The following is a 26,163-nucleotide window of genomic DNA, read 5'->3' as shown; positions in this document are numbered from 1 at the left end:
ATGAGAAGAGGATTTACAATAATTGAAGTAATCGCCGTTATAGCTATATTATCTATTATATTTGTCTTTGGTGGAGCATCTATAAGTTATTACAAGAAATTAAATAGAGATATTGAGGTGGAAAATTTCCTAGCCTCATTTAAACATATAGTTACTGAAGGTAAAATTAGTGCTATAGATACAGAATCAAATTTAAAGATAAAGATAGAGAATTCAAATAAAAAGATAAAATTAATGAATGGACATGAGGAGCTAAACTTTATTGAGATGCCAGAATATATACAGTTAAATAGAAATGGAATTATAGATATAACGTCAGAAGGTCAAGCTAAAGCAGGTACTACTATACTAGATAATACTAAAGATAAAGAAAAATATTTTATAAGTATTAGAGTGGGAGTTGATTATATAAATATTGAAAAAAAGAAGATTTAAAATAAAACATAATGGTTCTATGCTTTTAGAATGTATTGCAGCAATATTTATGATTACAATGGTTTTTATGTTGTTTATAGATATGAATAGATCAGATTATAAATCTTTTAAAATTAGAAGTGATATGAGAGTAAATAGCATATTACTTAACAATGTAATAAATGAAATAAAGTTTAATACAAGTATAGATGAATTAAAAGATTTATTTTTAGATAATAAGATCACAATAGGCATTAATGAGAATGTTTTTGAAGAACTTAAAACAAAAGATATATTAGATATAAATGATATATTCTCAGATAAGCTAATTCAAATAGAAAAAATTAAAGAAGAGGAAGATGGTATTTTACTGGATTTTGCACTTATTGAAAATGGAGACGATATAGTTTTAAAGGAAGAGGTAAAGAAAGAGATTTGGATGGGAGAAAAAGATTTAAAAAAGGATATACAATAATTGAATGTATTGCATATGTTTTTATTTCCTCAGTATTAGTTATATTAATTATGAATACGACATTAGAGATATATAAATATACATCTAGACGAACTGAAATGATTAATCGAGAAGATGAGATAGATAATGCAATATTAAATATTAGAAAAATATTTAATGAAGTAGGTAATACAAAATATATTGTAAATAATAATAAGATAGAAATAATAAAAGAAGAACAAGGTAAGGAACAAGTAGATAATAATTCTAGTGATATCAATGTAAAGTCTAAAGAATTTGAAGTTATAAGTAGAAATCTAAGAGTTAAATATTATTCATTTAATAATGGAAATAAAGAGTATAAAACATCAAACTTAATTTTAGAGAATGTGAAATCATTCAATGTATATAAGAAGGAGAACCTTATATATATGGAGATTGTAATTGATGATAGGAGTTACTTAGTATGCTTATAAAAAAAAGAGGATATGTATTGATAAGTTCTTTTGCATTAATTACTTTTATAACTTTAGTAATTTTAGGTGGAGTAACTATATTTAAGATGAATCTAAAATATAGTAGTAAATATAAAATACATGAAAGTATGATGGACTTAAGGGTAACACAACGAACTATACTCGATATAGTTAATAAGTGGGCTTTGGATAATAGTGAAGAGTTAATAAATGGTATGGAAGATGATGTATATTACAATATAGGGGATAGAGATTATAATATTAAATTAACTTATTTAAAAAGTGAGGATACATTTAAAATAAATTATGGAATAAAAAATTTAGATAATTATATGTATTGCACTTATAGAAAGTATTTAATTTCTGATGATGAAATTAAAGATCCAGCAGAAAAATTTAATATAATTCTTATTTTAAAAAGAGAGGTTATAATTGAATGATAAAAAGTAAAAAAGAAATACTTATATTTAAAAACAAATATAAATATGGTGAAGAAAGTATAGGTATAGAAGACATAAAATCAGAAGTTATAAAAAGTAGAAATAGCAAATTTTTAATATTAGATGAAGAAATTTACATAAAAGAATATAATAAAACAAAAATAAAAGATATAAAGCTCATTATAGAGAATGAGATAAAACAAGAATTTAGCTCTGATGATTATTTAATACATTTTAGTGTTGATTATAAAAATAAAAAGACACTTATTTATGCTATAAAAGGTGGAGTGAAGATATTACCTTTTTTAGATTACATTAAAAGAATAGAAGTAAATCCAATTCAGTTTTTAATATTAAAGTATGTAAGAAAAAAGATAAGAAAACAAAATTTTGAATCTATTATAGAAATAGAAGGCAAGTATTATTATATAAAGGTAAGAAATAATAGAATAATAAGAAATTTAGTAGCTATATCTAAAGATGAGATTGAAAAAATAGATAATGTAGTTTTGGGAAAGTTTGAGTTTCCATTTAAAAGTAAGAATTTAATTATTGGAGAAAAATAATGAATAGAAATTTTATACCTGAAAAATTTATTGAAAAGCAAGATAAGCAATATAAAAGAAGTATAAATAGAGGATTATTAATGATATTGATTTGCAATTTAATTATATTACCTATAAACATAAGTAACATTATAGAAAATAAAAAAAATATTAATAATGTAGAAATAGAGAATAGTATTGATAATAAAATTTCATATTCAAAGAAAGAAATACTGAAATGGGTAGAAATATTAGATTTATATGCAAATTCTGGAGAAATAAAAAATAATTATGGAGACATACTTATGATAAATGATAAGTACTTAGGTAATATTAAGGAAAAATTAGATATTATTAAGATTAATAATGATGAGGCGGGGTATTCTTTAAATGTGGTTGGTGATAATAAATGAAAAAAACGTATATTAAATACATAATACTAATTATTTTATTAGTAATACAAGGCTCTATATTAATATCTTCAGAAAAGAAAGAAGAAAAAAAGAACTTTATTGATGCTGTAAAAGTATCTTCCAATGAAAGAAAGGATATAAATGAAATATTTAATGATTTTAAAAAGATAAATGGTGTAAAGATTAATAGTATAGATAATGAAGATGGTATAAAAATAAATATAACTTTTGAAGGAAACAAAAGCGATGTATCGACATTTATGGATAATATATTAGGATATTGTATATCAGAATATGAAATAAGTTATCAAAATGAAAAATTTTTACTAAAATTATTGCTTCAAGAGTATAAAAATAAAGAAAATATATAATAATATTTAGAGAAAGATTTAAAATATATAAAAATACTGTTAAATTAACAGGTTAAATAATTGCATTTAACAGTGACTTTTGATAAAATAGCATTGTATGTCAGAAGAAACCAAATTATGATTATATATGATTAAAAGTTAATAGTATAACTTATTTGGAATTGAATTTATACTTTTGGAGGGATATTTAATGATATCAGCAGGAGATTTAAGAAAAGGTACAACTTTCGAACACGAAGGACAAGTATTTACAGTTGTAGACTTTTTACACGTTAAACCAGGAAAAGGTGCAGCTTTCGTTAGAACAAAGTTAAGAAACGTTATATCAGGAGGAGTTACTGATACAACTTTCAACCCAACAACTAAGTTCCAAGAAGCTGTAATTGAAAGAAAAGAAATGCAATATTTATACACTGATGGAGAGTTATACTACTTCATGGATCAAGAAACATATGATCAAATTCCTTTAAACTATGAAAAGGTTGAAGATGCTATAAAGTACTTAAAGGAAAATATGTTTGCTATTATTAAATTCTACAAAGGTGATGCTTTCTCAGTTGAAGCTCCAAACTTTGTTGAATTATTAATAACACACAGTGAACCAGGTGTTAAAGGAAATACTGCAACAAATACATTAAAACCAGCTACTGTAGAAACAGGTGCAATCATAAACGTTCCAATGTTCGTTAATGAAGGAGACACTATAAGAATTGACACAAGAACTGGCGAGTACATGGAAAGAGTTTAATAGTATAACAAATTGCTAAGTTCTTAGAACTTAGCAATTTTAATATAAAAGGAAGTGTTGATGTGAATCATATAAGAGAAGAAATCCAAGAGCTAAATGATTATATAGATAAAATAGATATTAACGAAAATAAAGAAGTATTAAATAAAGTTTCTAATATATTAAGTAAGATGACTGATAAGATTGAGGAACTTACAATAAATCAAGAAACAATGCAAGAGAATCTAGAATATATGGATGATGATCTTTCAGGAATTCAAGAAGAACTATTTGAGGAAGTTTCATTAGAAGAATTAACTGAGATAGAAGATGAATATAAAGAAGTAAAGTGTATTCATTGCAATAAACCAGTATTTATTGAAGCTTCTGCAATTGAAGAAAATAGTAATATACCATGTCCATATTGTAATAAAAATATAATGAATTAGTTGTTTTAAGAGTTTTGATTTCAAAGCTCTTTTTTTTATGCCCATTTTACATATTTTTTTTGAAAAGAGTAATATTTGTTAGGTGAAATAAATATTAATTATAGAGAATAAAAGAAGTTTTACTATATGAGGAGGTAGAGTGAGTGTTGAAGGAAGAAAATAGATTGAATATTTTTCCTGAAAAGATTGCTGACACAATTGATAAATATAAAAATGAAAAAATTCAAGAAATACGTATAAAGATAAATAAACCTATTATTATATATACAAATGAGGGGGAGGTAATATTATCTAATGAAGTAACAAAGGAAGAATTTAAATTCATTATTCAAAGGATATCAAATTATTCAATATATGCCTATGAAGAGGAAATAAAGCAAGGATTTATAACATTAAAGGGAGGACATAGAGTTGGAATAGCTGGTGAATGTGTTATGGAAAATAATAAAATTAAAACTATTAAAAATATTTCATCTCTAAATATAAGAATATCTAAAGAAGTAATCGGATGTGGGAAAAAGGTTCTTAAGTATATAACAAATAATAATATTGTTAGAAATACATTAATTATATCTCCACCTAAATGTGGGAAAACAACTATATTAAGGGATATAACAAGAATATTATCATCAGGAGATATGAAAGAAAATTTAATGGGTAAAAAAGTTGTGGTAATAGATGAAAGAAGTGAAATTGGAGCAAGTTATGTTGGGATTCCACAAATGAATCTAGGAATTAGAACTGACATATTAGATAATTGCCTTAAAAAGGAAGGTATGCTCATGGCTATTAGATCATTATCACCAGATGTTTTAATATGTGATGAGATTGGAACTGAGGAAGATATAAATGCATTAAATACAGCATTTAATTCAGGAGTTAACATTGTAGTTACGGTACATGGATCTAATCTTGAAGATATCAAAAAGAGAAGAGCTTTTGATAACCTTTTATTAAGTGGAATTATAGAAAGAGTAATAGTTCTAAGTAATAGATTAGGAGTTGGAACAATTGAGAATGTGTATTCCATAAAGAGAGATGGTGAAATAGTATGTTTAGGCTAATGCTTCTATTATTAATATTTTGCTGTTTTTGCTATGGTGGATATATTTTAGGAGAAAGATTTAATAAAAGACACAAAACTCTTCAAGAGATTTTAAAGAGTATATTACTTCTTCAAAATGAAGTTGTATATAATACAACTCCTCTACCAGAAGCACTATTTTCAATTGGAGCAAAATGCAGGATGCCACTTAGTGAGTTATTTACAAAGGTTGCAGACTTATTATTACAAGGAAAAAGAGAGAGTGTGTATCATGCTTTTAACAGTGTTTATAAAAATGAAAAAGATAAGTTATATCTAAATAAAGAGGATGAGCGAGCAATTGCAGATTTCTTGAAATCATTAGGTGAACTTGGAGTATATGGACAAGAAAAGATGTTTAATTTAGTTATATCTAATTTAAACATAAATATAAAAGAGGCAGAATTAATAGCAAATAAAAATACAAAATTATATAGATATTTGGGTATATGTATAGGGGCAATGGTAATTATATTTTTACTATAAGTTAGGAGGGGCGAAATGTTAGATATAAGTATATTATTTAAAATTGGTGGTGCTGGAGTATTAATAATAATATTAGATAAAGTTTTAAAAAGTAGTGGAAAGGATGACATAGCAGTAATAACTAATATAGCTGGAGTAGTTATTCTATTACTTATGATTGTTTCACTTATTGGAGATTTATTTCAATCAGTTAAAACTATGTTTATGTTATAGGTGATTTAATATGGTTATTTTAAAAGTAGTTTCCTTTGCACTAATTGCATTGTTTATTTATCTGTTATTTAAAGATAGAAGAAGTGATTTAGCTGTTTTAGTTTGCCTTGCAGCAGGAGTAATGATTTTTGTTTTTATGTTAGGTGAACTTCAGAATATAATTTCATTCTTAAGAGATATTGCAAATAGAGCTGGAATTGATATGGTTTATATTGGAATAATAATGAAAATACTTGCCATTGCATATTTGGCATCTTTTGCGGCGGAGGTATGCAAAGATGCAGGGGCATCAACAATAGGTTCTAAAGTAGAGTTTGCAGGAAAGATTATGATCTTAGCCCTTGCAATACCAATACTTATGGCGGTATTAGACTCTATTTTAAAGATTTTGTAGGTGAATATTTATGAATATAAAATTAAAAAAGACAGTAATTATAACTATTCTTACAATAATATTTTCAATTATTCCAATAATAACGTCATTTTCTGGAGGCAGTGTTGCAAAGGCTGAAAATAAAACAGTAGAAACTAATAAGGAAGAGGTTCTTGATGGTGAAACTAAGGAAGGACTTAATAATTTATATGATTATATAAATAAGATGAAAACAGATGTTGAGTTAGTAAATGAACTTAATCCTATGGAATATGTAAAGTCATATATTGAAGAAGGTCATGGTAATTTAAGTTTTTCAGTAGTTTTTAAAGCTATTATAAGTTTATTATTTAGAGAAGTTAGAAGTGTGCTAAAACTTGTTATATCAGTTATAGTCATAGCTATATTATGTTCGTTACTTAAGAACTTACAGGATGCTTTTAAAAATGAAAATATATCGCAAATTGCTTTTTTTGCATGTTACTCAATATTAGTTATGATACTTTCAAAAAGTTTCATGATATCAATAGAAGTTGCAACAGATGCTATTAATGAGATTGCAAACTTTATGGCAGCACTATTGCCTATCTTAGTTACAATGATTGCTTTAGCTGGAGGATTTGTACAAGCAGCTACATTAGATCCAATAATTTTAGCTGCTGTTACAATAATACCTAGAATATATATTTCTATAATAATACCTTTAATATTAATAGGCTTTGTAATGGAATTTGCAAATAATCTATCAACTGAGCATAAGATAGATAATTTGTGTAAGCTGGTAAAACAAATAATAATGTGGTCTCAAGGAATAATTATAACTGTATTTATTGCAACTTTAACCATAAGAGGTATTACAGCAGATACAATGGATGCAGTTGCACTTAAAACTACTAAGTTTGCAGTTGATAATTTCATTCCTATAGTTGGAAAAACATTTTCAGATGCTATAACCTCAGTTGCAGGATATTCTTTAATAATTAAAAATGCAATAACAGGTGTAGGGCTTATTGTAATTGTATTAGTACTTTTATATCCAATAATAAAATTAGTTCTTATGTCATTTATATATAAGTTATCTGCAGCATTAGTTGAACCTATAAGTGATAAAAGAATAACTTCATCTATAGCAGCAGTTGGAGATGCCCTTATACTATTACTCTCATGTGTAATAAGTATAAGTTTTATGTTCTTTATTTTATTAGGAATTATGGCATCAGCGGGTAAATTTGTAGTAGGAGGATAAGGAATTTGGAATTGTTAAATAATTTTGTAATAACACTAGTTACAACATTAATATTTATTGCTGCTGTTGAATTAATTGCACCAGATAATAATATGAAAAAATATTTGAAGTTTGTTTTAGGATTAATACTTATAGCAGTTATTTTAAATCCTATCTTAACAATAATTTTAAATGGTGAAGAAGAATTAAAAGATGCAATTAGTGCCTATGAAGGTGAATATAATACTAATAAAAAAGTAGAAAAGAATGATGACGAACTATCAAAAGTTAAAAATGAGAGCTTTAAAAATAATTTTAATAAAAATTGTGAAAATATATTAAAAAAAGAATTTAAAGATTTGGAATTTAAATGTGAAGTAGATTGTGAAGTAGATTTTAATAAGACTGATTTCACAATAAATAGGCTAGATATAAGGATTAAAGATAAAAATATAAAAAAAATAGAGAAGGTAGATAAAGTAGATATAAAGCCTAAGGAAGAGAATAAAGAAAAGATAGAAAATGATAAATATAAAGAAGTAGTTAAGTTTATTTCAAAAGAATTAGATATTGAGGAAGGGAAAATTAACATATATAAAATGGAGTAAAGGAGATGGTAGAGTGGATGGCAAAAAGATCAAAAAAATCATAGATGATTTTTTGAAAAACAAGAATATAAACAAGTTAATTATTATTATTGTTATTATTGCATTTTTACTTTTAGCATTAAATGTACTAAAACCTTCTAAAGAAAAATATAGTAACCAAGAAACTGCAACGTCAAGTGGATTAGAAAGTGAAGGGTTAAATAATAGCTCAGCTGAAAGTAGTGTAAAAGATGAATATGAAAGAGAACAAAAGGAGCAATTAACAACAATATTAAAGAAGATGGATGGCGTTGGAAGTGTTGATGTAATGATTTCTTTTGAAAGCGGAGAGAAGAAAGTTCCGGCATATGATGAAGATACGCAAACATCAGTTACAGAAGAAACAGATAGTGAAGGAGGAAAACGTGTAAATGAACAAAAAAATGATGGTTCGAAAGTTGTTATGACAACCAAAGATGATGGGAACGAACCTTTTATACTTCAAACATATAAGCCAAAAGTAATAAGTGTTTTTGTTGTAGCAGAAGGAGCGGAAAATAGTAAAACAAAATATGAAATACAAAAAGTTGTATCAAATTTATATGACCTTTCTATTGATAAAGTTAATGTATATTCTATGAATAGTTAGCATATAATTCAATAGGTAAAGGATGGGAGGAGAATAAAATGAATAAAAAACAATTTGGTATTATTTTCACTTTGCTAGGTCTAATAATATGTGTTGGGCTTCTAGCAACAAAGCTTAATGAAGGTGGACTAAATGATCCAACTGATTTAAGTCAGGTACTTTCAGCAAATGAAGAAGAAAAGGATAAAGATAAAGAAACAGTGGCTCAAAAAGATTTCTTCTATGATTCTAGAAGTGAAAAAGAAACAAGCGATGCTGAAACAGTTGCAAACTTAAAGGCAATAATTGAAGATAAGAATACTTCAAAAGATCAAAAAGCTAGTGCTCAAAAACAACTTTTAGAAAAGACTAAACAAAAGGATAATGAACATAGAGTTGAAATTAACATAAAGAATAAAGGGGTAAAGGATGTACTATGTACTATTGATGGTAGCAAGGCGAAGGTATTTGTAAAAACTGATGGTATTGATGAAAAGATGAGCTTACAAATACAAGAAATAGTGCAAGATGTTGCAAATATAAACGATATCTCAATAGAAGTAAAAAAATAAATGCATTGTAATGTAAAATCATATTTGATATAATAAGCATAAGATAATAGTTTCGCAAAGTGCGAAGCCTAGGAGGTCGAAGTGAATGGAAAACTTCAATAATGAAAACATTGGAATCGTAAAGATTTCAGATGAAGTTGTATCAGTTATTGCTGGCATTGCAGCAGAAGAAATTGATGGAGTTATGGGATTCCAACATGGAGTTACAAACAACATATCACAGCTACTTAAAGGTAAAAAGTCATCAGGTAAGGCTGTAAAGGTTACTTTAGAAGAAGATAGAGCAAGAATTGAGATGGCAGTTACTGTAGAGTACGGTGTGAAAATACTAGATGTTATAGGTGCAGTTCAAGAAAATGTTAAGAAGACTGTAGAAGCTATGACAGGACTAGTTGTAAGTAGCGTAGATGTGTATGTTCAGAACATATATCTACCAAAGAGTCCAGAAAAAGAATCAAAGGAAATGTAGTTTCACCCTCTGATATTCAGAGGGTGTTTCCTTGCTTGAATATATAATGTTTAACACTATTAGAATAAGTCTATAATAAGATTAGAAGAGGAATCATTAGGAGGAAAAGATGAGTAGAAAATTATCAAGAGAGAAAGCAATGGAATTAATATTTAGCACAATGTTAACAAAGGAATCATATAACGAGGCAATGGAAACATTTGTTGAAAATTATGAAGGTAATATAAAAGAAGTAGATTTAGAGTACATAAAAGAAGTTTTAAAAGGTGTAGAAGAAAATAAAGATTCAATAGATGATTTAATAAAAGAAAATTTACAAAAGTGGAAAATAGAAAGAATATCAAAAGTAAATCTTGCAATACTAAGACTTGCAGTTTATGAAATGAATTATGTAAATGATGTACCTGAAAAGGTTGCTATAAATGAAGCGTTAGAAATAACAAAGAAATATTCAGATGAAAAGTCGGTTTCATTTGTTAATGGAGTTTTAGATAAGATATATAAGAACAAATAGGGGGATTTATCTTGGATAAGATTATTGATGGTAGAGAGGTTTCAAAAAACATTAAAGAAAATATAAAGAATTTTATAGAATATAGAAAAGAAAATGGGCAGATAGTTCCTAAAATTGCTTCTATATTAGTTGGTGATGATGGTGGATCAATATACTATTTAAATTCACAAGAGAAGGTAGCAACTTCTCTTGGAGTTTTATTTGATAAGATTATGTTAGATAGTGCTATAAAGGAAGGAGAACTTATTTCATTAATTGATAGTCTAAACAATGATGAGAATGTTCATGGAATAATGCTTCAATTGCCATTACCAAAACATATTAATGAAAAAAGAGTGCTTAATGTTATATCTCCAAAGAAGGACATTGATTGCTTAACATATGAAAGTGTTGGTAAACTATATCTTGGAGAAGATACATTTATGCCTTGTACACCTAATTCAGTAGTTACATTATTAAAAAAATATAATGTTGTTTTAGAAGGTAAAGAGGTGGTTATTCTAGGAAGAAGTAATATAGTTGGAAAACCTGCATTCCAAATGCTTTTAGATGAAAATGCAACAGTTACAATATGCCATTCAAGAACTAAGGATTTAAAAAAAGTTTGTAAAAGAGCTGATATATTAGTTGTTGCTATTGGAAGTCCAAAATTTATTACATCTGAATATATAAAAGAAGGTGCAGTGGTAATTGATGTTGGCACTTCATCATTTGAGGGAAAAATAACTGGTGATGTTGATTTTGATGATGTCTTAGAAAAAGCATCTTTAATAACTCCAGTCCCAGGTGGAGTAGGAGCACTTACAACTACACTTTTAATTAATAATGTTTGTGAGGCAATTAAGAAAAATGAGAATTAAAATATTAAATGTTTCAGAGGTTAATAATTATATAAAAAAAATTATAGATAATGACTTCATATTAAATAATCTCTCTGTAAAAGGAGAGATTTCTAATTTAAAGTATCATTCAAGTGGTCATATATATTTTTCTTTAAAAGACGATAATGGAAAAATAAATTGTATTATGTTTAGAGGAGATACTTTAAACTTAGAGTTCACATTAAAAGAGGGGATGGAGGTAATTGTTAAAGCAAGAGCTTCTTTATATCCAGCTAGTGGGAGTCTTCAATTATATTGCAGAGAAATTGAACAAAGTGGAATTGGAGAACTCCATATTAAATTTGAAAGATTAAAAGAAAAACTTCTAAAAGAAGGAGTTTTTGATGAAAAATATAAAAAAAATATACCAGAAAACCCAAAAAGGATAGGGGTTATAACTGCAAAAACAGGTGCAGCTATACATGATATATTAAATGTTTCTAGGAGAAGAAACTCATCAGTTGATATTGTATTATATCCTGCTAAGGTACAAGGCGAAAATGGATATAAGACAGTAATTGAAGGTATTGAATACTTTAATATCAAAAAATCAGTTGATGTTATAATAGTTGGAAGAGGTGGAGGTTCTATTGAAGAACTTTGGAATTTTAATGAGGAAGAATTAGCTTATTCAATATTCAAATCTAAAATTCCAATAATATCTGCTGTAGGTCATGAAGTTGATTATACTATTTCAGACTTTGTTGCAGATTTAAGGGCAGCTACTCCATCACAAGCAGCAGAAATGGCTGTAAATAATAAAAGTGAAATGGTAAATGAGCTATTAAATATTAAAACTTTACTAAATAAAAATATTGATAGTATAATAGGATTAGAAAAAAGTAACATAAGTTCTTTAGAAAGAATATTATTATTAAATTCACCTATTTCAAAAATAAGTAATAGTTATTTAGAATTAGATTCAATAAAAAAGAGCTTAGAAAAAGTTATTAAGAATAGATTAGATAAAGAGAGTAATAAATTGCAAGAATTAAATTCACTTTTAATAGCAAATAATCCTTTAACAATCTTAAATAAAGGATATACTGTTGTTAAGAGTGGTGATTTAATCTTAAAAAGTAAAGATGAATTGATTAAAGATAGAGATATAGAGATATTATTTAAAGATGGTAGTATAAAAGGACAATTTAAGCCTAATTAAAAAAGGAGAGAAATATGGCGAAAAAAGTTAGTTATGAAGATATGCTTCAAAATTTAAAAGATATTTTAGATAGCCTTGAAAAAAATGAGTTAAGCTTAGATGAAGCTATGAAAGAATATGAAAAAGGAACTAAGCTAGTAAATAAACTTTACAAAACTTTAAATGAATATGAAGGTAAAATATCTGTAGTAGAAGATAATGAAGAAGTGGAGCTTGAGAATAGCAATGAATATTAATGATTTAAAACATGAAATAGATTTATATTTACAAAATTACTTTTGTGGAAAAGATGGTTATAATAAATTAATATATGATGCCGAAAGTTATAGTTTGAATGTAGGTGGTAAGAGGATAAGACCTATATTATCAATACTTACATACAATGCTTATAAAAAAGATTGGGAGAAAGCATTGAAAATGGCAAGTGCTATAGAGATGATACATACGTACTCATTAATACACGATGATCTTCCTTGTATGGATGATGATGATTTAAGAAGAGGTAAACCTACGAATCATAAAGTATATGGTGAAAATATAGCAGTACTTGCAGGAGACGCTCTTTTAAATGAAGCTATGATTTTGCTTATGGAAAGTGCAAAAGAAAATGGAATTCATGCACTAGATGCATCACTTGAAATTGCAAGAGCATCAGGATCAGAAGGCATGATTGGAGGTCAAGTTGTTGATATTATAAGTGAAGGAAGAAATATACCAGTTGATGAACTAAAATATATGCATCTTAAAAAGACTGGAGAACTTATAAGAGCTTCAATAGTATCTGGAGCTTTGCTTGGAGAAGCACCAACGGATGATATAGATAAATTAAATAGTTTTGGAAAAAAATTAGGCCTTGTATTTCAAATAAAAGATGACTTGTTAGATGTTGTTGGAAATGAAGAAAAACTAGGTAAAAAGACTCATGCAGATGAAGTAAAAGACAAAACAAATTTTGTTTCTGTATATGGAATAGATAAGTGCGAGAATTTGTGCAGAGAGCTTACAGAGGATTGTATTGAATTATTAAGAAGTTTAACAGTAAACAGCGATAATTTAATAGAATTAACAAAAAACCTTTTAATAAGGGAATTTTAAAAAGAGGGTTGGGATAGTATGAAGGATATTTTAAGTGAAATAAAATCTCCTGCGGACGTAAGAGTTTTGACTACACCTGAAATGTATGAATTATCAAATGAAATAAGAGATTTTTTAATAGATTCAGTGTCTAAAACAGGAGGGCATCTTGCATCTAATCTTGGAGTTGTTGAATTAACACTTAGTCTATTTAGTGAGTTTAATTTAGATAAAGATAAAATAATATGGGATGTTGGACATCAAACTTACATTCATAAGATATTAACTGATAGAAAAGATAGATTTAATGAGCTTAGAAAACATAATGGAATGAGTGGATTTCCAAAGAGGAATGAAAGTATTTATGACTTTTTTGACACTGGACACAGTAGTACATCTATATCAGCTGCATTAGGATTTGCTAGAGCTAGAGATTTAAAAAATGAAGATAATAATGTGGTAGCTGTTATTGGAGATGGAGCTTTAACTGGTGGAATGGCTCTTGAAGCACTAAATGATTTAGGCTTTAAAAAGACAAAAATGATTGTAATTTTAAATGATAATCAAATGTCAATATCAACTAATGTTGGAGGGCTATCATCTTATTTAAATAAAGTAAGAATGGAACCTGAATATAATAAGTTTAAAAAAGGAATAAACAATAAATTAAATAACAGTTCAGCTGGTAAGCGTATTGCAAAAAAATTAAGTAAAATAAAGGATAGTATAAAACAACTAGTAGTACCATCTATGCTATTCGAAGATATGGGACTTAAATATTTAGGACCTATAGATGGACATAATATAGAAGCTATGAAGAATGTATTATCTAAAGCAAAGAATATAGATGAGCCTGTAATAATTCATGTTGTAACTCAAAAGGGTAAGGGATATGAACTTGCTGAGAAAAGTCCTGATAAATATCATGGAGTTTCTCCTTTTAATTTAGAAAATGGAGAACCTATAAATACGGCAAGATGTAATTATTCTAAAGTTTTTGGTAATGCATTAGTGAAATTAGCAGAAAAAGATGAAAATATTGTGGCTATAACAGCTGCTATGCCAGATGGAACAGGATTAAAAGGCTTTATGGAAAAGCACCCTAAAAGATTCTTTGATGTAGGAATAGCAGAGCAACATGCTGTGACTTTATCAGCTGGAATGGCATGTTCTGGATTAAGACCAGTATTTGCAGTGTATTCAACATTTCTTCAAAGAGCTTTTGATCAGGTTCTACATGATGTATGTATTCAAAACCTTCCGGTAGTATTTGCTATAGATAGAGCTGGATTAGTAGGTGAAGATGGAGAAACACATCAAGGTATATTTGATATATCATATCTTTCCATTATACCTAATATAACAATAATTGCACCTAAGTGTTTAGATGAAGTAGAGCCACTTTTAGCTTGGGCTTTAAAACAAGAAAGACCAATAGCTATACGATACCCAAGAGGTGGAGATATAATACCAGATTTTAAAGCATTAGAAAAAATAGAGTTTGCAAAATGGGAAGTTCTAGATGAGGGAAAAGATTCTAAATGTGCAATAATTTCAACTGGCAGAATGACTCAACATTCTATGCTAGCAAAAGAACTTTTAAATAAAGAAGGTATATATCCTAAGTTAATTAATGCAACATTTATAAAACCGCTTGATGAAGGAATAATTAAGAAATTATCTAATGAAGGATATGATATAATAACAGTAGAAGATAATGTAATTAAAGGCGGATTAGGATCTAATATATTATTATCACTTAATAATTATGGATTTAAAGGAAAGTTTAAGGCGTTAGGTTATAATGATAAGTTCGTTGAACAAGGTGATACTACTATTCTTTACAGTGAGTGGAATTTAGATCCAAAGGGAATAAGAGATGAAGTATTAAAATTGTTAAAAACAAGGAGATAAAAATGGCAGATAAGAAAGAGAGACTTGATGTATTATTAGTAGATAGAGGGATAATTTCATCAAGAGAAAGAGCTAAAACAAATATAATGGCTGGAAAAGTATTTGTGGATGGACAAAGAGTTGATAAAGCAGGAGCAAAAGTTAGCGTAACTTCTAATATTGAATTTAAAGGTGATACTATACCTTATGTAAGTAGAGGTGGACTTAAGCTTGAAAAAGCCATGAAGGAATTTCCTTTAGTTCTAGATGGTAAAGTTTGTATGGACATCGGAGCATCTACAGGTGGATTTACAGATTGTATGCTTCAAAACGGTGCTAGAAAAGTATTTTCAGTTGATGTTGGATATGGACAATTTGCATGGAAACTTAGAACTGATGAAAGAGTTGTTTGTATGGAGCGTACTAATATTAGATACGTAACTCCAGAAGATATAGGAGAAAAACTTGACTTTGCATCAATAGATGTTTCATTTATATCATTAAAAACAATTATGCCAGCTACTATAAATCTTTTAAAAGATGATGGTGAAGTTGTAGCTTTAATTAAACCTCAATTTGAAGCTGGAAGAGAAAAGGTAGGTAAAAAGGGAGTAGTTCGTGAAGAAAGCACTCATAAAGAAGTAGTAAACTCTATAGTAAATTATCTATTAGAACATGATCTAAATATATTAGGGGTTAGTTACTCACCTATAAAAGGACCAGAAGGAAATATAGAGTATTTAGTATACTTTACTAAAAAGAAAGAAAAAGTTAGTAACTTTAAGATGGAAGATATAGAAAATGTAGTATCTGCTTCACATTCAGAAATATAAAAGGCGGGATATTTATGAGACATATAGGTATTGCAATAAATCCATCTAAGGATTGCGAAGGAATTATTGTAAATTTAGTTATTGAAAAATTGAATAAGGCATTTGATAAAGTAAAGATAGATATATTCAATACATATGAAATTAAATGCAGTGATCTTTCAAAAGATATAGAATTACTTATTGTTTTAGGTGGAGATGGAACATTACTTGGTGTTGCAAGAAAGATAGCTAATAAACTAGATATACCACTACTTGGAATAAATATTGGTAATCTTGGATTTTTGAGTAGTATTGATATATCAGAGATAGATAAAGCTATATTTAAACTTAAAAATGATCTTTTTAAGGTAGAAGAAAGAATGCTTTTAAAATGTAAGATAAATGATGTTAAAAATGATGAACAAATAGCGTTAAATGACATTGTAATCGCAAGAGGTACATTATCAAGAATGACTAAGTTTAATATATATGTTGACGGCAAATATTATAGTTCCTTCAAAGGTGATGGCCTTATTATTGCAACGCCTACTGGTTCTACAGCATATTCATTTTCAGCAGGTGGACCATTTATATATCCAGACTTAGATGTTATATTAATAACACCTATTTGTCCTCATACAAAAAGTATGCAAACTATGGTTCTTAGAGGAGATAGTAAAATAACAATTAAAACATTCCATGAAGAGGAAGAGCTTTATCTAACTGTTGATGGTCAAAAAGTATATGAAGTAGACAAGAAGGCTATAATTAGAATAAGTAGAGCTGAGAGAGAAGCAAAGCTAATACAATTTGATGATTATGACTATTTTGAAGTGTTAAGAACAAAAATTTTAAATAAATAATAGAATGAGATGGTGAGGTACATTGAAATCAAAAAGACATGAAAAAATATTAGAAATTATTAAAGAGAAAGATATAGAAACTCAAGAAGAGCTTGCGGAAGAGTTAAAAAAATCTGGATTTGATGTTACTCAAGCGACTGTTTCAAGAGACATTAAAAATTTAAAACTATTAAAGATGCAGTCAGTTGCAGGAAAATATAAGTATGTTGTTCCGACAAAAGAGTCATCAAATATTAATGATAAACTTGCAAATATATTAACAAATGCAGTTGTGCATGTTGAGAATGTAGATAAGATGGTAGTTGTAAAAACTTTTACAGGTGGAGCATCTGCGGCAGCAGAAGCGATTGATAGCTTAGGATTCGAAGATATAGCAGGTACTGTAGCAGGAGATAATACAATATTTATTTTAGTTAGAAGTCTTGAAGGGGCAGAAGATCTTGTAACTAGTATACAAAGTAGAATTAATGAGTAATTATAGGTGGTATAGATGTTAGTACAATTAAATATTAAAAATTTTGCGCTTATTGAAGAAATATCAATAGATTTAGGTGAAGGATTTAATATATTATCTGGAGAAACTGGTGCTGGTAAGTCAATCTTAATAGATGCAATAGATTACGTGCTTGGTGGAAAGTTTTCAAAAGATTTAATTAGAACAGGGGAAAGTAGAACTCGGGTTGAAGCTATATTTGATATTAAAGATAGTAAACTTTTTGATGTATTAAATGAATTAGAAATAGAATTTGATGATATATTAATAATATCAAGGGAAACATTATTAAGTGGGAAAAGTATCATCAAAGTAAATGGTAAAAGTCTAATTGTAAATCAATTAAGAAGAATAAGAGAAAAACTTTTGGATATTCATGGACAACATCAAAATCAGAGTTTACTTCAAAAAAGTAGCCATGTTAATTATTTAGATAGTTATATTGGTGAAAAAATAGAAAACGAATTAGATAAATTTTTAATTTTAAGAGAAGCGCTATTAAAAACCAGAGAAAAGATAAAAAATATCAATGGAAATAAAGATAGAGATAAATTAGTAGATTATATTAAATTTCAGATTGAAGATATTGAAAAAGGTAAATTGAAAATAGGTGAAGAGGAAGACTTAAAAGAAGAATATAATATGCTATCTAATGCAGAAAAAATAACTCTTGCAATTAGTAATAGCTATAATTTTTTAAATGGTATGGAATCTTCAAGCGTACTTGATTCTCTTTCAAAAGTAATATCAGAGTTAACTTCTGTTGAGGAGCATCTGTTAAAAATAAAAGAAAAAAGAGAAGTTATAGAAGAAGCTTTTTATAATATAGAAGAAGCATCAAGAGAGCTTAGAGATATGTCTGATGATATACAGTATGATGAAGAGGAACTGGCAAGAATAAATGAAAGATTATTTACTATAAATAGCTATAAGAAGAAATATGGTGGATCAGTTGAACTAGTTATATCTAATTATAATGATTTAAAAAAACAATATGAAGAATTAGTGCATGCTGAAGAAATAATTAAAGAACTTGAAGAAAAAGAAAAAGAAATTTTTGCTAAAATGAAAAAAGTTGGTGAGAAAATTTCTTCTATTAGAAAATCTTATAGTAAGGAACTTGAAGATAAGATTTTATCAGAATTATCTTATGTTGGATTAGATAAATCAAGAATGAATATACTGATAGAACCACAGGATGATTTTAATGAAAAAGGTTTTGATGATGTTACATTCATGATTTCAACAAATCCAGGAGAACCACTAAAATCTCTTGAAAAAGTTTTATCAGGTGGAGAATTGTCTAGAATAATGCTTGCACTAAAATGCGTTTTTGCGGATAAAGATGATATTCCAACATTAATTTTTGATGAAATAGATACTGGTATTAGTGGGCAAGTTGGACAAAGAGTTGGAGAAAAAATGTATCAAGTATCTAAGAATCATCAAGTTTTATGTATAACACATTTACCTCAAATAGCTATATTATCTGATCATCATTATTTTGTGTCTAAAGAAGTTAAAAATGAGAAGACATTTACAAAGATAAGATTATTATCAATTGATGAAAAAATATATCAAGTAGCTACAATGTTAGGTGGAGATAGTGTAACTAATGCAACATTGGAAAATGTAAGAGAGATGTTTGAAAATTCAAATACAAAAAAAACAGAATTAAAAGCAATATAATACATATCTGAGAGGATAAAAGGAAAAAATAAAATCACGGTAACTCTGTGGTTTTATTTTTTTGTTTTAAAAAAATTTGTCTATTATAGTAAAGTTAATACAGAATATATGGCATGTCTTCAGGGTAACTTAAGAACAGAGGCAAAGGAGGAGAAGAGATGAAAAGGAAAATAATAAAATCTATAAGTTTCTTAATGACCTTGATAACTATATTGGTATTAACAACAATCTTTACTATTAAAGATATGCCAGATAAGGTATACACAAGCAATGAAATAGAAACAACGTCTATATTCGATGACATTAGCCCTTTAAATCGTTTAACTTATAATGGTGATACTGTAGATATAAGCTTCATGGGATTAATTCCTCTTAAGTCTGTTGCTGTACAAAATATAAAAGATTTAAAATTATATCCTGGTGGAACTAGTGTTGGTGTAAGATTATCATCTAATGGAGTATTAGTTGTAGGATTTTCAGATATAATGATAGGTGATCAAAAAAGTGAAAGCCCTTGTAAAACATCTGGAATAGAACTTGGTGATTTAATTACTGAAATTAATGGTAAAAAAGTGTATACGACTAAGGAAGTAATGAATGTAGTAAGGAATTCAAAAAAAGATAAAATAGAATTAGTTGTAAATAGAGATGGAAAAGAGATAGATAAGTCAATAAATATGAAAAAAGAAAAAGATGAGTATAAGCTAGGACTTTGGATAAGAGACTCTACAGCAGGAGTTGGTACTTTAACATTTTATCATGAAGAAACAGGAAAATTTGGTGCACTAGGACATCCAATTACAGATGGAGATACAAATACTAAATTTACTGTGAAATCTGGGGAATTATTAGAGGCATCTATAATTAGCTTAAGAAAAGGAGAAAAAGGAGCACCAGGAGAACTAAAAGGTATTTTTACAAATGAAGATACTCCAATAGGAAGTATCCAAAAAAATACTCAATGTGGGATATTTGGATCAAAGAAAAATGATTATTCGCAAGGAAAAACTGTAACACCGCTTCCAGTTGGCTTTAGAGATGAAATTGAAGTTGGTAAAGCTAAGATTATAACTACAATAGATGAAACTGGCCCAAAAGAATATGATATAGAAATTGTAAAAAAGTTAAATCAGGAAACTCCAAGTCCTAAAAGTATGATTATAAAGGTTACTGATGAGGAACTTTTACAAAAAACAGGTGGTATTATTCAAGGCATGAGTGGTAGTCCTATTATACAAAATGGAAAAATAGTAGGAGCAGTAACACATGTTCTTATAAATAAACCTGATGTTGGATATGGAATATATATAGATTGGATGTTAGAAGATGCAGGGATTATTAAATAATATGGTTTAAAAGGTAAGGCACAATTTGTCTTACCTTTTTTTATTATATATATAAAGGTATGAAATAATATAAAAAGCAAACAAAATGGAAAAAATTACTAAAAACTATAGACGAATTATTATAAATGGTGTATAATTTACAAATAGTGGAAGGTGAAACTTGCCGTTAAAATAAAAATATATAAATTATTTCTATTATAAAATTAAGTGTTATCTTATAAAAGGATTTTCTAAATAAATGTCGAATATTTATAAAGTAAGGGAAAATTAACCTTCTTTGAGATAACATACAAAGTTTTGTGGGTAGATATAGTTGTACAATATAAAATGGATAAAGGGGAGAAAAACATGGAAGATTCAAAAATATCTGTACTTATAGCTGATGATAATAAAGAGTTTTGTAGTATTTTAAATGATTATCTATTAAATCAGAAAGATATTATAGTAACTGGTATAGCAAAAGATGGAAGGGAGGCTCTAAGTCTAATAGAAGCTAAAAAACCAGATTTAGTCGTACTAGATATCATTATGCCTCATCTAGATGGATTAGGAGTATTAGAAAAATTAAATAATATGAATTTGGATAAGATGCCAAGAGTTATTGTCCTATCTGCTGTTGGACAAGATAAAATAACTCAACAAGCAATTACATTAGGAGCAGATTATTATGTTGTAAAGCCATTTGATATGGACATATTTACAAAAAGAATAAGAGAAATGTTTAATACTGGTGCACCTAGAGTAAATACATCAAATAGACAAACTATAAATTCTCAAAATAATGATATGATTTCTCATAATTCATCAATATCACGCAATGAACCAGTTGATTTAGAAACTGAAATTACAAGTATAATACATGAAATAGGAGTTCCAGCTCACATAAAAGGATATATGTATTTAAGAGAAGCAATAACAATGGTAGTAAATGATATGGAATTATTATCAGCAGTTACTAAGGAATTATATCCATCTATAGCTAAAAAATATAATACTACTGCATCAAGAGTAGAAAGAGCAATAAGACATGCTATAGAAGTTGCTTGGGGTAGAGGACAAATAGACGCTATTAATAAGTTATTTGGGTATACTGTACACAATGATAAAGGTAAGCCAACTAATAGTGAATTTATAGCAATTATTGCAGATAAATTAAGATTAAAAAATAAGGTATCATAAGTCTATTTTACTAGGTTTATAAAGGTTATAAAATTAAAAGTATAAGCAGTAAATGCAAAATTACAACAATAAATATTTTTCTTTTTATAAAGACATCAACTAATCGGTTGCAAAATTGATTAGTTGATGTCTTTTTTTATTCAAAAAATTAATTAATATAAAATAATAGTTACTTAGTATTAATTAAGACTTAAATTATAAAAAGTAAAGTTGCCTATATTTTGAATTTTATATTATAATCTAATAATTATGGAATTTAGTTGTTAATGCCAAGGCTAAATAAAAAAATGTGGAAGATTAGATATAGGTATCTAGTCTTTTTTTGTTGTGGATTAGGGAATTATATGAAAAAATATAAAGAAATAAAAAATAGGGTGAGATTTATGGGGGTAAATAATAGACAAAAAAGAAATAATAAATGAAAAAGTATCGTAAATAATATACTCGTAAATGATTATAAATAAAAGAATTCCATTAAAATAACTATAAATAAAATAATAAAAAACAAAATTATTTATATTAAATAAATTAGCATAAATCTATGTAATATTATATTAAGATATGATTAGGTATTATATTAAGGAAATATATTCTTATAAGAGATATATGGTAAAGTTTAAAGAAATTTAAAAGGATTTTCCTTATTAATACTTAATATAATGATATCATTTTAAGTATTAAAGTTATATTACGATTAGAAGGAGGCTATATGTTTAATTCGAAAAATGAAATAAATTTCTATAAGCTGATTTGGCTTTTTATGGTAGGATCTGTCTTGGGGTATGCAGTAGAAATGATTTGGTGTTATATTAGAAACGGTTATTTTGAAAGTAGACAAGGGTTGCTATATGGACCATTTAGTCCAGTATACGGTATAGGATGTGTTCTTCTTACTATAGCATTATATAGATTCGCTAAATTTAGTGGGTTGATAATATTCCCCATAAGTGCTGTTTTGGGAGGAATATTTGAATATGCATGCTCATGGGGGCAACAAAAACTGGTAGGTACAATATCTTGGGATTATACTAGTAAGGCGCTTAGCATTAATGGAAGAACAAGTGTTGAGTATTGTGTGTTTTGGGGAATATTGGGTGTATGTTTTATAAAAGAGATATATCCTTTGTTTAACAAGCTTATGGCACGTTTTTCTAATAGAACTATAAAAATTTGGACATACATATTTTTAATAATTATGATACCTAATATTATATTGTCTGCATTAGCTGTAAGAAGAGAAGTTGCAAGGATAAATCATGTTAAAGCTGATAGTACTATTGATCGATTTTTAGATGAGCATTATCCTAATTCATATATGAAAAAAGTATATCCTAATATGATTTTCCCAAAGCCTAAAAACTAGGTGAGTAAAAAAATATATAGAGAATAGAAGATAACATAAAAAACATTAGGTTAATTCCTAGTGTTTTTTTATGTTATATTTTAAATTTTAAAAATAGATTAAAAAGGAATAGTTAAAAAATAAAATTTACTATAAAAATCTAAGTTAAATTAACACTTTTTATTAATATAACTCTTAACATAATATATTTTAATCTTAAATAAAATACTCGTAAATGACACTTAAAAAGAAAAATAAAATACCATATATTTACAAATAGTAAAATATGTCATATAATATTGATATAAAGTGAAATTTATTTAATAAAAGGAGATTGTAATGAGATTTGATAAAGAAATATCTACATTTATAAGAAATGAAATAAATAATTTAGGAAATGATATTTATATAGATTTAGAAGATGAAAGTGGAATTATAACTATTATATCTGGCAATTATAAAATTAAAGTCAGGATAGATAGAAAAACAAAATGAAATGAATTTGAATGTTAATGAGAAGATTAATTATAATTCCTAGATTATCTAATATTTATTAAAATTTAATAATGACATTAGAAAATATCAATATTATTGTTTTATTATTAAAGTATTAGGAACAAAACAATAAAAATGAGATGAAGAGGTATTATTTATGAAAGATAAATTTATAGATGAAATAAAATCTAATAAAGAAATTAAAAAGTTAGTGGATGAGCATAAGGAAAGTAAGGTATATAATAAAGTTAGAAGTTATTTAAGAGAAAGAAAAGAATGGTCAAGTTTTAATTTAGATAAATTAAAACTTGATATAGGAGAAAATGAAAAAGATATAATGATAGCTTTAAATAATTTGGAAAAAGAAGGATTTATAACCACTGAAGATAGCATTAATGGATTATTATTATTTAAAATTTTTAAAATAAACAAAGAATATGAAGAGTTATTATAATATTTAAAAGAACTCACTTTCTAAAAAGTGAGTTCTTTTTTATGATTAATTAATAAAATTAATGGTAACAATCAGAAATCCTTAATAATTACTTAATGTTTTATTAAGGATTTCACATTATAATTATATATTAGAAAAGAATATATAATTATAATGTGAAATTAATAGTATAGTTAAAGTATAAAAGATTAATAAGTTTTGTATTATATACTTTAACTACAAAAATAGAATGGAGAGAAAATAAATGAAGGCTAAAAAAATATTTTCTATGATAGCATTAACAACAATAATAGCAATAAGCAGTAGTACATTTGCTTTTGCAGATCAATTTAATGTAATAACACTTGGTGCAAATTTAACTCAAGAGCAAAAAAATGATATGCTTAAGTATTTCAATGCTAAAGAAGGAACATACCAGTTAATAAATGTAAATAATAAAGAAGAAAGAGAAGCTTTAAAAGGAATTGCAAGTGAAGCTGAAATAGGAAATAAAACTATATCATGCTCATATGTACAACCTACAAAGGCAGGTTCAGGAATAAATGTAAAAACGGTAAATCTTACTTGGGTAACAGCTTCCATGATATCAAATACTTTAGTAACGGCAGGAATAAATGATGCTAATGTAATAGCAGCAGCACCGTTCCAAGTTTCAGGTACTGGTGCATTAACAGGAATATTAAAAGGATTTGAAGATTCAACAGGAAATAAATTAGATTCAGAAAAAAAAGAATTAGCTAATAAAGAATTAGTTACTACAGGTAATCTTGCAAATGATTCAAATATTGGACAAGAAAAGGCAGCAGCTGTAGTTAATGATGTAAAGACACAAGTTATAAAGGATAAAGCAGAGACTCCAAATACAGTAAATAATATAATAAATAATGTAACTAATAATTACAATATAAAACTTACTCCAGAACAAGAAAAAGAACTAAGCAATCTTATGGTTGATATAGGTAAGCAAGGATATAATTATGATGAAATGAAAAATACATTAAATGAGATAGGTAAGAATATCCAAGATGTATTGGAAAGTTCAGGACAAGCTATTAAAGATTCAGGATTTTTCCAAAACCTATGGAATAATATCAAAGAGTTCTTTAGTGGTGCTAAAGAAAAAGTAGAAAATAAAGCTGAGGATACTGGAATATTGAATCAAACTAATAATGAAGCATTAGGTGATACTACAGTAGTTACTGGAACAAATAATGAAATCCAACAAAGCGGTGAAAATAATAGTACACAATCTACAGAAGATGAAGGTATATTCACTAAATTTGTAAATTGGGTTAAAGGATTATTTAATTCTGACTCATCACAAGAATCAACTAATTCAAATAACTCTTCACAAAGCACGACAAATTAATGCTTTATTTATCACAATACAATTAGTATGAATTGTAAATAAAAACAAAAATGTATATAATAATTGTATGTAATAGATTGGAAGGAGTATTAAGATGGATTTAAATGAAAAGATAATAAAAGAAGAACTAAAGTATGAAGGTAATTTTCTAAAATTTGTTAGTATAGATGTTGAATTACCAGATGGGAATAAGGGGAATAGAGATGTTATAAGACATCCGGGAGCATCAGCAGTACTTGCATTTTTAGATGATGAAACAGTGTTACTAGTAGAGCAGTTTAGAGTAGCATTAAATAGAGTTTTATTAGAAATTCCTGCAGGAAAATTAGAAAAAGGTGAAGATCCTAAGATTTGTGCATATAGAGAACTTGAAGAAGAAACAGGATATAAGTCAGAGAATATAGAGCATTTAGGAACTATTGCAACTGGTGCTGGTTTTACTGATGAGCAAATACACATATATAAGGCTACGAACCTTTACAAAGGGGTAAAAGGTGGAGATGATGACGAATTTATTGAAGCTAAACCATATAAAATAAAAGAAGTAAAAGAAATGATTAAAGATGGAAGAATTATAGATACAAAAACTATATCTGCTTTCATGTATCTATAAAGTTATTAAAAAGAAGCAATTTTTTATTGAAAATTGCTTCTTTTTAATATATTTACAT

At 27.0% G+C, this 26,163-nt stretch carries 35 protein-coding genes; all 35 read left to right on the top strand.

Annotated features, from left to right (window positions below; genetic code table 11):
• The 35 genes from ACQPUW_RS06955 (at position 1) to ACQPUW_RS06785 (ending at position 26,105) form a co-directional block, all read left to right on the top strand.
• Positions 1-435, top strand: a complete 435-nt coding sequence (locus ACQPUW_RS06955; protein WP_430836735.1) for a prepilin-type N-terminal cleavage/methylation domain-containing protein — start codon at positions 1-3, stop codon at positions 433-435.
• Entirely contained in the window at positions 416-889 is a 474-nt protein-coding gene (locus ACQPUW_RS06950; protein ID WP_430836734.1) for a hypothetical protein, read from the top strand. The genes ACQPUW_RS06955 and ACQPUW_RS06950 overlap by 20 nt, the downstream gene beginning before the upstream one ends.
• Complete coding sequence (locus tag ACQPUW_RS06945) at positions 850-1,344, top strand: hypothetical protein (protein ID WP_430836733.1); 495 nt, start codon at positions 850-852, stop codon at positions 1,342-1,344. Before ACQPUW_RS06950 ends, ACQPUW_RS06945 begins: the two co-directional genes overlap by 40 nt.
• Entirely contained in the window at positions 1,335-1,784 is a 450-nt protein-coding gene (locus ACQPUW_RS06940) for a hypothetical protein (RefSeq protein WP_430836732.1), read from the top strand. Before ACQPUW_RS06945 ends, ACQPUW_RS06940 begins: the two co-directional genes overlap by 10 nt.
• Entirely contained in the window at positions 1,781-2,350 is a 570-nt protein-coding gene (locus ACQPUW_RS06935) for a hypothetical protein (protein WP_430836731.1), read from the top strand. The genes ACQPUW_RS06940 and ACQPUW_RS06935 overlap by 4 nt, the downstream gene beginning before the upstream one ends.
• A complete protein-coding gene (locus tag ACQPUW_RS06930; RefSeq protein WP_430836730.1) occupies positions 2,350-2,742 on the top strand; it encodes a hypothetical protein in 393 nt (130 codons plus the stop codon). Before ACQPUW_RS06935 ends, ACQPUW_RS06930 begins: the two co-directional genes overlap by 1 nt.
• A complete protein-coding gene (locus ACQPUW_RS06925) occupies positions 2,739-3,113 on the top strand; it encodes a hypothetical protein (protein ID WP_430836729.1) in 375 nt (124 codons plus the stop codon). Before ACQPUW_RS06930 ends, ACQPUW_RS06925 begins: the two co-directional genes overlap by 4 nt.
• Positions 3,114-3,303: 190 nt before the next feature.
• On the top strand, positions 3,304-3,861 hold the full coding sequence (gene efp, locus ACQPUW_RS06920; protein WP_204595956.1) for an elongation factor P: 558 nt from the start codon (positions 3,304-3,306) through the stop codon (positions 3,859-3,861).
• A gap of 62 nt (positions 3,862-3,923) precedes the next feature.
• The gene (locus ACQPUW_RS06915) at positions 3,924-4,289 is read left to right on the top strand and encodes a CD1247 N-terminal domain-containing protein (RefSeq protein WP_204595955.1); all 366 of its coding nucleotides are present in this window, start codon (positions 3,924-3,926) and stop codon (positions 4,287-4,289) included.
• Between the two features lie 143 nt (positions 4,290-4,432).
• Entirely contained in the window at positions 4,433-5,353 is a 921-nt protein-coding gene (gene spoIIIAA / locus ACQPUW_RS06910; protein WP_430836728.1) for a stage III sporulation protein AA, read from the top strand.
• Positions 5,341-5,859, top strand: coding sequence for a stage III sporulation protein SpoIIIAB (locus ACQPUW_RS06905; RefSeq protein ID WP_430836727.1), 519 nt, complete (start codon positions 5,341-5,343; stop codon positions 5,857-5,859). Before spoIIIAA ends, ACQPUW_RS06905 begins: the two co-directional genes overlap by 13 nt.
• 15 nt (positions 5,860-5,874) lie before the next feature.
• Complete coding sequence (spoIIIAC, locus tag ACQPUW_RS06900) at positions 5,875-6,072, top strand: stage III sporulation protein AC (RefSeq protein ID WP_204595953.1); 198 nt, start codon at positions 5,875-5,877, stop codon at positions 6,070-6,072.
• A gap of 10 nt (positions 6,073-6,082) precedes the next feature.
• Positions 6,083-6,466, top strand: coding sequence for a stage III sporulation protein AD (spoIIIAD, locus tag ACQPUW_RS06895; RefSeq protein ID WP_204595952.1), 384 nt, complete (start codon positions 6,083-6,085; stop codon positions 6,464-6,466).
• A gap of 10 nt (positions 6,467-6,476) precedes the next feature.
• Positions 6,477-7,691, top strand: a complete 1,215-nt coding sequence (spoIIIAE, locus tag ACQPUW_RS06890; RefSeq protein ID WP_430836726.1) for a stage III sporulation protein AE — start codon at positions 6,477-6,479, stop codon at positions 7,689-7,691.
• Between the two features lie 5 nt (positions 7,692-7,696).
• A complete protein-coding gene (gene spoIIIAF / locus ACQPUW_RS06885) occupies positions 7,697-8,278 on the top strand; it encodes a stage III sporulation protein AF (RefSeq protein ID WP_430836725.1) in 582 nt (193 codons plus the stop codon).
• A gap of 13 nt (positions 8,279-8,291) precedes the next feature.
• The gene (gene spoIIIAG, locus ACQPUW_RS06880) at positions 8,292-8,906 is read left to right on the top strand and encodes a stage III sporulation protein AG (protein WP_430836724.1); all 615 of its coding nucleotides are present in this window, start codon (positions 8,292-8,294) and stop codon (positions 8,904-8,906) included.
• A gap of 38 nt (positions 8,907-8,944) precedes the next feature.
• The gene (locus ACQPUW_RS06875) at positions 8,945-9,457 is read left to right on the top strand and encodes a SpoIIIAH-like family protein (protein WP_430836723.1); all 513 of its coding nucleotides are present in this window, start codon (positions 8,945-8,947) and stop codon (positions 9,455-9,457) included.
• 85 nt (positions 9,458-9,542) lie between these two features.
• Positions 9,543-9,926 (top strand): Asp23/Gls24 family envelope stress response protein, encoded by a 384-nt coding sequence (locus ACQPUW_RS06870; RefSeq protein WP_430836722.1) that lies wholly within the window; start codon positions 9,543-9,545, stop codon positions 9,924-9,926.
• A gap of 109 nt (positions 9,927-10,035) precedes the next feature.
• Entirely contained in the window at positions 10,036-10,440 is a 405-nt protein-coding gene (gene nusB, locus ACQPUW_RS06865) for a transcription antitermination factor NusB (RefSeq protein WP_430836721.1), read from the top strand.
• Between the two features lie 11 nt (positions 10,441-10,451).
• On the top strand, positions 10,452-11,300 hold the full coding sequence (locus ACQPUW_RS06860) for a tetrahydrofolate dehydrogenase/cyclohydrolase catalytic domain-containing protein (protein ID WP_430836720.1): 849 nt from the start codon (positions 10,452-10,454) through the stop codon (positions 11,298-11,300).
• Positions 11,290-12,483, top strand: a complete 1,194-nt coding sequence (xseA, locus tag ACQPUW_RS06855) for an exodeoxyribonuclease VII large subunit (RefSeq protein ID WP_430836719.1) — start codon at positions 11,290-11,292, stop codon at positions 12,481-12,483. Before ACQPUW_RS06860 ends, xseA begins: the two co-directional genes overlap by 11 nt.
• Positions 12,484-12,497: 14 nt before the next feature.
• Entirely contained in the window at positions 12,498-12,719 is a 222-nt protein-coding gene (gene xseB, locus ACQPUW_RS06850) for an exodeoxyribonuclease VII small subunit (protein WP_430836718.1), read from the top strand.
• Positions 12,709-13,578 carry a polyprenyl synthetase family protein gene (locus ACQPUW_RS06845; protein ID WP_430836717.1) on the top strand — a complete coding sequence of 290 codons (870 nt, stop codon included), beginning with the start codon at positions 12,709-12,711 and terminating at the stop codon, positions 13,576-13,578. The genes xseB and ACQPUW_RS06845 overlap by 11 nt, the downstream gene beginning before the upstream one ends.
• 18 nt (positions 13,579-13,596) lie before the next feature.
• Positions 13,597-15,471: a 1-deoxy-D-xylulose-5-phosphate synthase gene (gene dxs / locus ACQPUW_RS06840; RefSeq protein WP_430836716.1), complete on the top strand. Its 1,875-nt coding sequence runs from the start codon at positions 13,597-13,599 to the stop codon at positions 15,469-15,471.
• Between the two features lie 2 nt (positions 15,472-15,473).
• The gene (locus ACQPUW_RS06835; RefSeq protein ID WP_430836715.1) at positions 15,474-16,283 is read left to right on the top strand and encodes a TlyA family RNA methyltransferase; all 810 of its coding nucleotides are present in this window, start codon (positions 15,474-15,476) and stop codon (positions 16,281-16,283) included.
• A 14-nt stretch (positions 16,284-16,297) separates the two neighbouring features.
• Complete coding sequence (locus ACQPUW_RS06830; protein ID WP_430836714.1) at positions 16,298-17,125, top strand: NAD(+)/NADH kinase; 828 nt, start codon at positions 16,298-16,300, stop codon at positions 17,123-17,125.
• Between the two features lie 22 nt (positions 17,126-17,147).
• A complete protein-coding gene (locus ACQPUW_RS06825; RefSeq protein ID WP_221859695.1) occupies positions 17,148-17,600 on the top strand; it encodes an arginine repressor in 453 nt (150 codons plus the stop codon).
• Positions 17,601-17,615: 15 nt separating this feature from the next.
• A complete protein-coding gene (recN, locus tag ACQPUW_RS06820) occupies positions 17,616-19,307 on the top strand; it encodes a DNA repair protein RecN (protein WP_430836713.1) in 1,692 nt (563 codons plus the stop codon).
• A 158-nt stretch (positions 19,308-19,465) separates the two neighbouring features.
• Positions 19,466-20,653: a SpoIVB peptidase gene (gene spoIVB, locus ACQPUW_RS06815; protein ID WP_430836712.1), complete on the top strand. Its 1,188-nt coding sequence runs from the start codon at positions 19,466-19,468 to the stop codon at positions 20,651-20,653.
• Positions 20,654-21,001: 348 nt separating this feature from the next.
• A complete protein-coding gene (gene spo0A, locus ACQPUW_RS06810; protein ID WP_430836711.1) occupies positions 21,002-21,832 on the top strand; it encodes a sporulation transcription factor Spo0A in 831 nt (276 codons plus the stop codon).
• A gap of 709 nt (positions 21,833-22,541) precedes the next feature.
• Positions 22,542-23,195 carry a putative ABC transporter permease gene (locus ACQPUW_RS06805; RefSeq protein ID WP_430836710.1) on the top strand — a complete coding sequence of 218 codons (654 nt, stop codon included), beginning with the start codon at positions 22,542-22,544 and terminating at the stop codon, positions 23,193-23,195.
• Between the two features lie 318 nt (positions 23,196-23,513).
• Positions 23,514-23,669, top strand: coding sequence for a hypothetical protein (locus ACQPUW_RS06800; RefSeq protein WP_430836709.1), 156 nt, complete (start codon positions 23,514-23,516; stop codon positions 23,667-23,669).
• A gap of 157 nt (positions 23,670-23,826) precedes the next feature.
• Positions 23,827-24,123, top strand: coding sequence for a hypothetical protein (locus ACQPUW_RS06795; protein ID WP_430836708.1), 297 nt, complete (start codon positions 23,827-23,829; stop codon positions 24,121-24,123).
• Between the two features lie 244 nt (positions 24,124-24,367).
• A complete protein-coding gene (locus ACQPUW_RS06790) occupies positions 24,368-25,492 on the top strand; it encodes a DUF1002 domain-containing protein (RefSeq protein ID WP_430836707.1) in 1,125 nt (374 codons plus the stop codon).
• Between the two features lie 94 nt (positions 25,493-25,586).
• A complete protein-coding gene (locus ACQPUW_RS06785) occupies positions 25,587-26,105 on the top strand; it encodes an NUDIX domain-containing protein (protein WP_430836706.1) in 519 nt (172 codons plus the stop codon).
• Positions 26,106-26,163: the final 58 nt, after the last annotated feature.

This window comes from Clostridium sardiniense, assembly GCF_050584765.1.
GTDB classification, from domain to species: domain Bacteria; phylum Bacillota; class Clostridia; order Clostridiales; family Clostridiaceae; genus Clostridium; species Clostridium sardiniense_A.
Note: the sequence above shows the minus strand (reverse complement) of the source record. Positions and strands in the feature narration are given on the sequence as shown.

Excerpts from the sequence above, each read along its gene's own strand:
- ACQPUW_RS06955 (WP_430836735.1), top strand. The coding sequence starts at position 1 with ATGAGAAGAGGATTTACAATAATTGAAGTAATCGCCGTTATAGCTATA.
- ACQPUW_RS06940 (WP_430836732.1), top strand. The coding sequence starts at position 1,335 with ATGCTTATAAAAAAAAGAGGATATGTATTGATAAGTTCTTTTGCATTA.
- ACQPUW_RS06935 (WP_430836731.1), top strand. The coding sequence starts at position 1,781 with ATGATAAAAAGTAAAAAAGAAATACTTATATTTAAAAACAAATATAAA.
- ACQPUW_RS06930 (WP_430836730.1), top strand. The coding sequence starts at position 2,350 with ATGAATAGAAATTTTATACCTGAAAAATTTATTGAAAAGCAAGATAAG.
- ACQPUW_RS06925 (WP_430836729.1), top strand. The coding sequence starts at position 2,739 with ATGAAAAAAACGTATATTAAATACATAATACTAATTATTTTATTAGTA.
- efp (WP_204595956.1), top strand. The coding sequence starts at position 3,304 with ATGATATCAGCAGGAGATTTAAGAAAAGGTACAACTTTCGAACACGAA.
- ACQPUW_RS06905 (WP_430836727.1), top strand. The coding sequence starts at position 5,341 with ATGTTTAGGCTAATGCTTCTATTATTAATATTTTGCTGTTTTTGCTAT.
- spoIIIAC (WP_204595953.1), top strand. The coding sequence starts at position 5,875 with ATGTTAGATATAAGTATATTATTTAAAATTGGTGGTGCTGGAGTATTA.
- spoIIIAD (WP_204595952.1), top strand. The coding sequence starts at position 6,083 with ATGGTTATTTTAAAAGTAGTTTCCTTTGCACTAATTGCATTGTTTATT.
- spoIIIAE (WP_430836726.1), top strand. The coding sequence starts at position 6,477 with ATGAATATAAAATTAAAAAAGACAGTAATTATAACTATTCTTACAATA.
- ACQPUW_RS06875 (WP_430836723.1), top strand. The coding sequence starts at position 8,945 with ATGAATAAAAAACAATTTGGTATTATTTTCACTTTGCTAGGTCTAATA.
- ACQPUW_RS06870 (WP_430836722.1), top strand. The coding sequence starts at position 9,543 with ATGGAAAACTTCAATAATGAAAACATTGGAATCGTAAAGATTTCAGAT.
- nusB (WP_430836721.1), top strand. The coding sequence starts at position 10,036 with ATGAGTAGAAAATTATCAAGAGAGAAAGCAATGGAATTAATATTTAGC.
- xseA (WP_430836719.1), top strand. The coding sequence starts at position 11,290 with ATGAGAATTAAAATATTAAATGTTTCAGAGGTTAATAATTATATAAAA.
- xseB (WP_430836718.1), top strand. The coding sequence starts at position 12,498 with ATGGCGAAAAAAGTTAGTTATGAAGATATGCTTCAAAATTTAAAAGAT.
- ACQPUW_RS06845 (WP_430836717.1), top strand. The coding sequence starts at position 12,709 with ATGAATATTAATGATTTAAAACATGAAATAGATTTATATTTACAAAAT.
- dxs (WP_430836716.1), top strand. The coding sequence starts at position 13,597 with ATGAAGGATATTTTAAGTGAAATAAAATCTCCTGCGGACGTAAGAGTT.
- ACQPUW_RS06835 (WP_430836715.1), top strand. The coding sequence starts at position 15,474 with ATGGCAGATAAGAAAGAGAGACTTGATGTATTATTAGTAGATAGAGGG.
- ACQPUW_RS06830 (WP_430836714.1), top strand. The coding sequence starts at position 16,298 with ATGAGACATATAGGTATTGCAATAAATCCATCTAAGGATTGCGAAGGA.
- recN (WP_430836713.1), top strand. The coding sequence starts at position 17,616 with ATGTTAGTACAATTAAATATTAAAAATTTTGCGCTTATTGAAGAAATA.
- spoIVB (WP_430836712.1), top strand. The coding sequence starts at position 19,466 with ATGAAAAGGAAAATAATAAAATCTATAAGTTTCTTAATGACCTTGATA.
- spo0A (WP_430836711.1), top strand. The coding sequence starts at position 21,002 with ATGGAAGATTCAAAAATATCTGTACTTATAGCTGATGATAATAAAGAG.
- ACQPUW_RS06805 (WP_430836710.1), top strand. The coding sequence starts at position 22,542 with ATGTTTAATTCGAAAAATGAAATAAATTTCTATAAGCTGATTTGGCTT.
- ACQPUW_RS06800 (WP_430836709.1), top strand. The coding sequence starts at position 23,514 with ATGAGATTTGATAAAGAAATATCTACATTTATAAGAAATGAAATAAAT.
- ACQPUW_RS06795 (WP_430836708.1), top strand. The coding sequence starts at position 23,827 with ATGAAAGATAAATTTATAGATGAAATAAAATCTAATAAAGAAATTAAA.
- ACQPUW_RS06790 (WP_430836707.1), top strand. The coding sequence starts at position 24,368 with ATGAAGGCTAAAAAAATATTTTCTATGATAGCATTAACAACAATAATA.
- ACQPUW_RS06785 (WP_430836706.1), top strand. The coding sequence starts at position 25,587 with ATGGATTTAAATGAAAAGATAATAAAAGAAGAACTAAAGTATGAAGGT.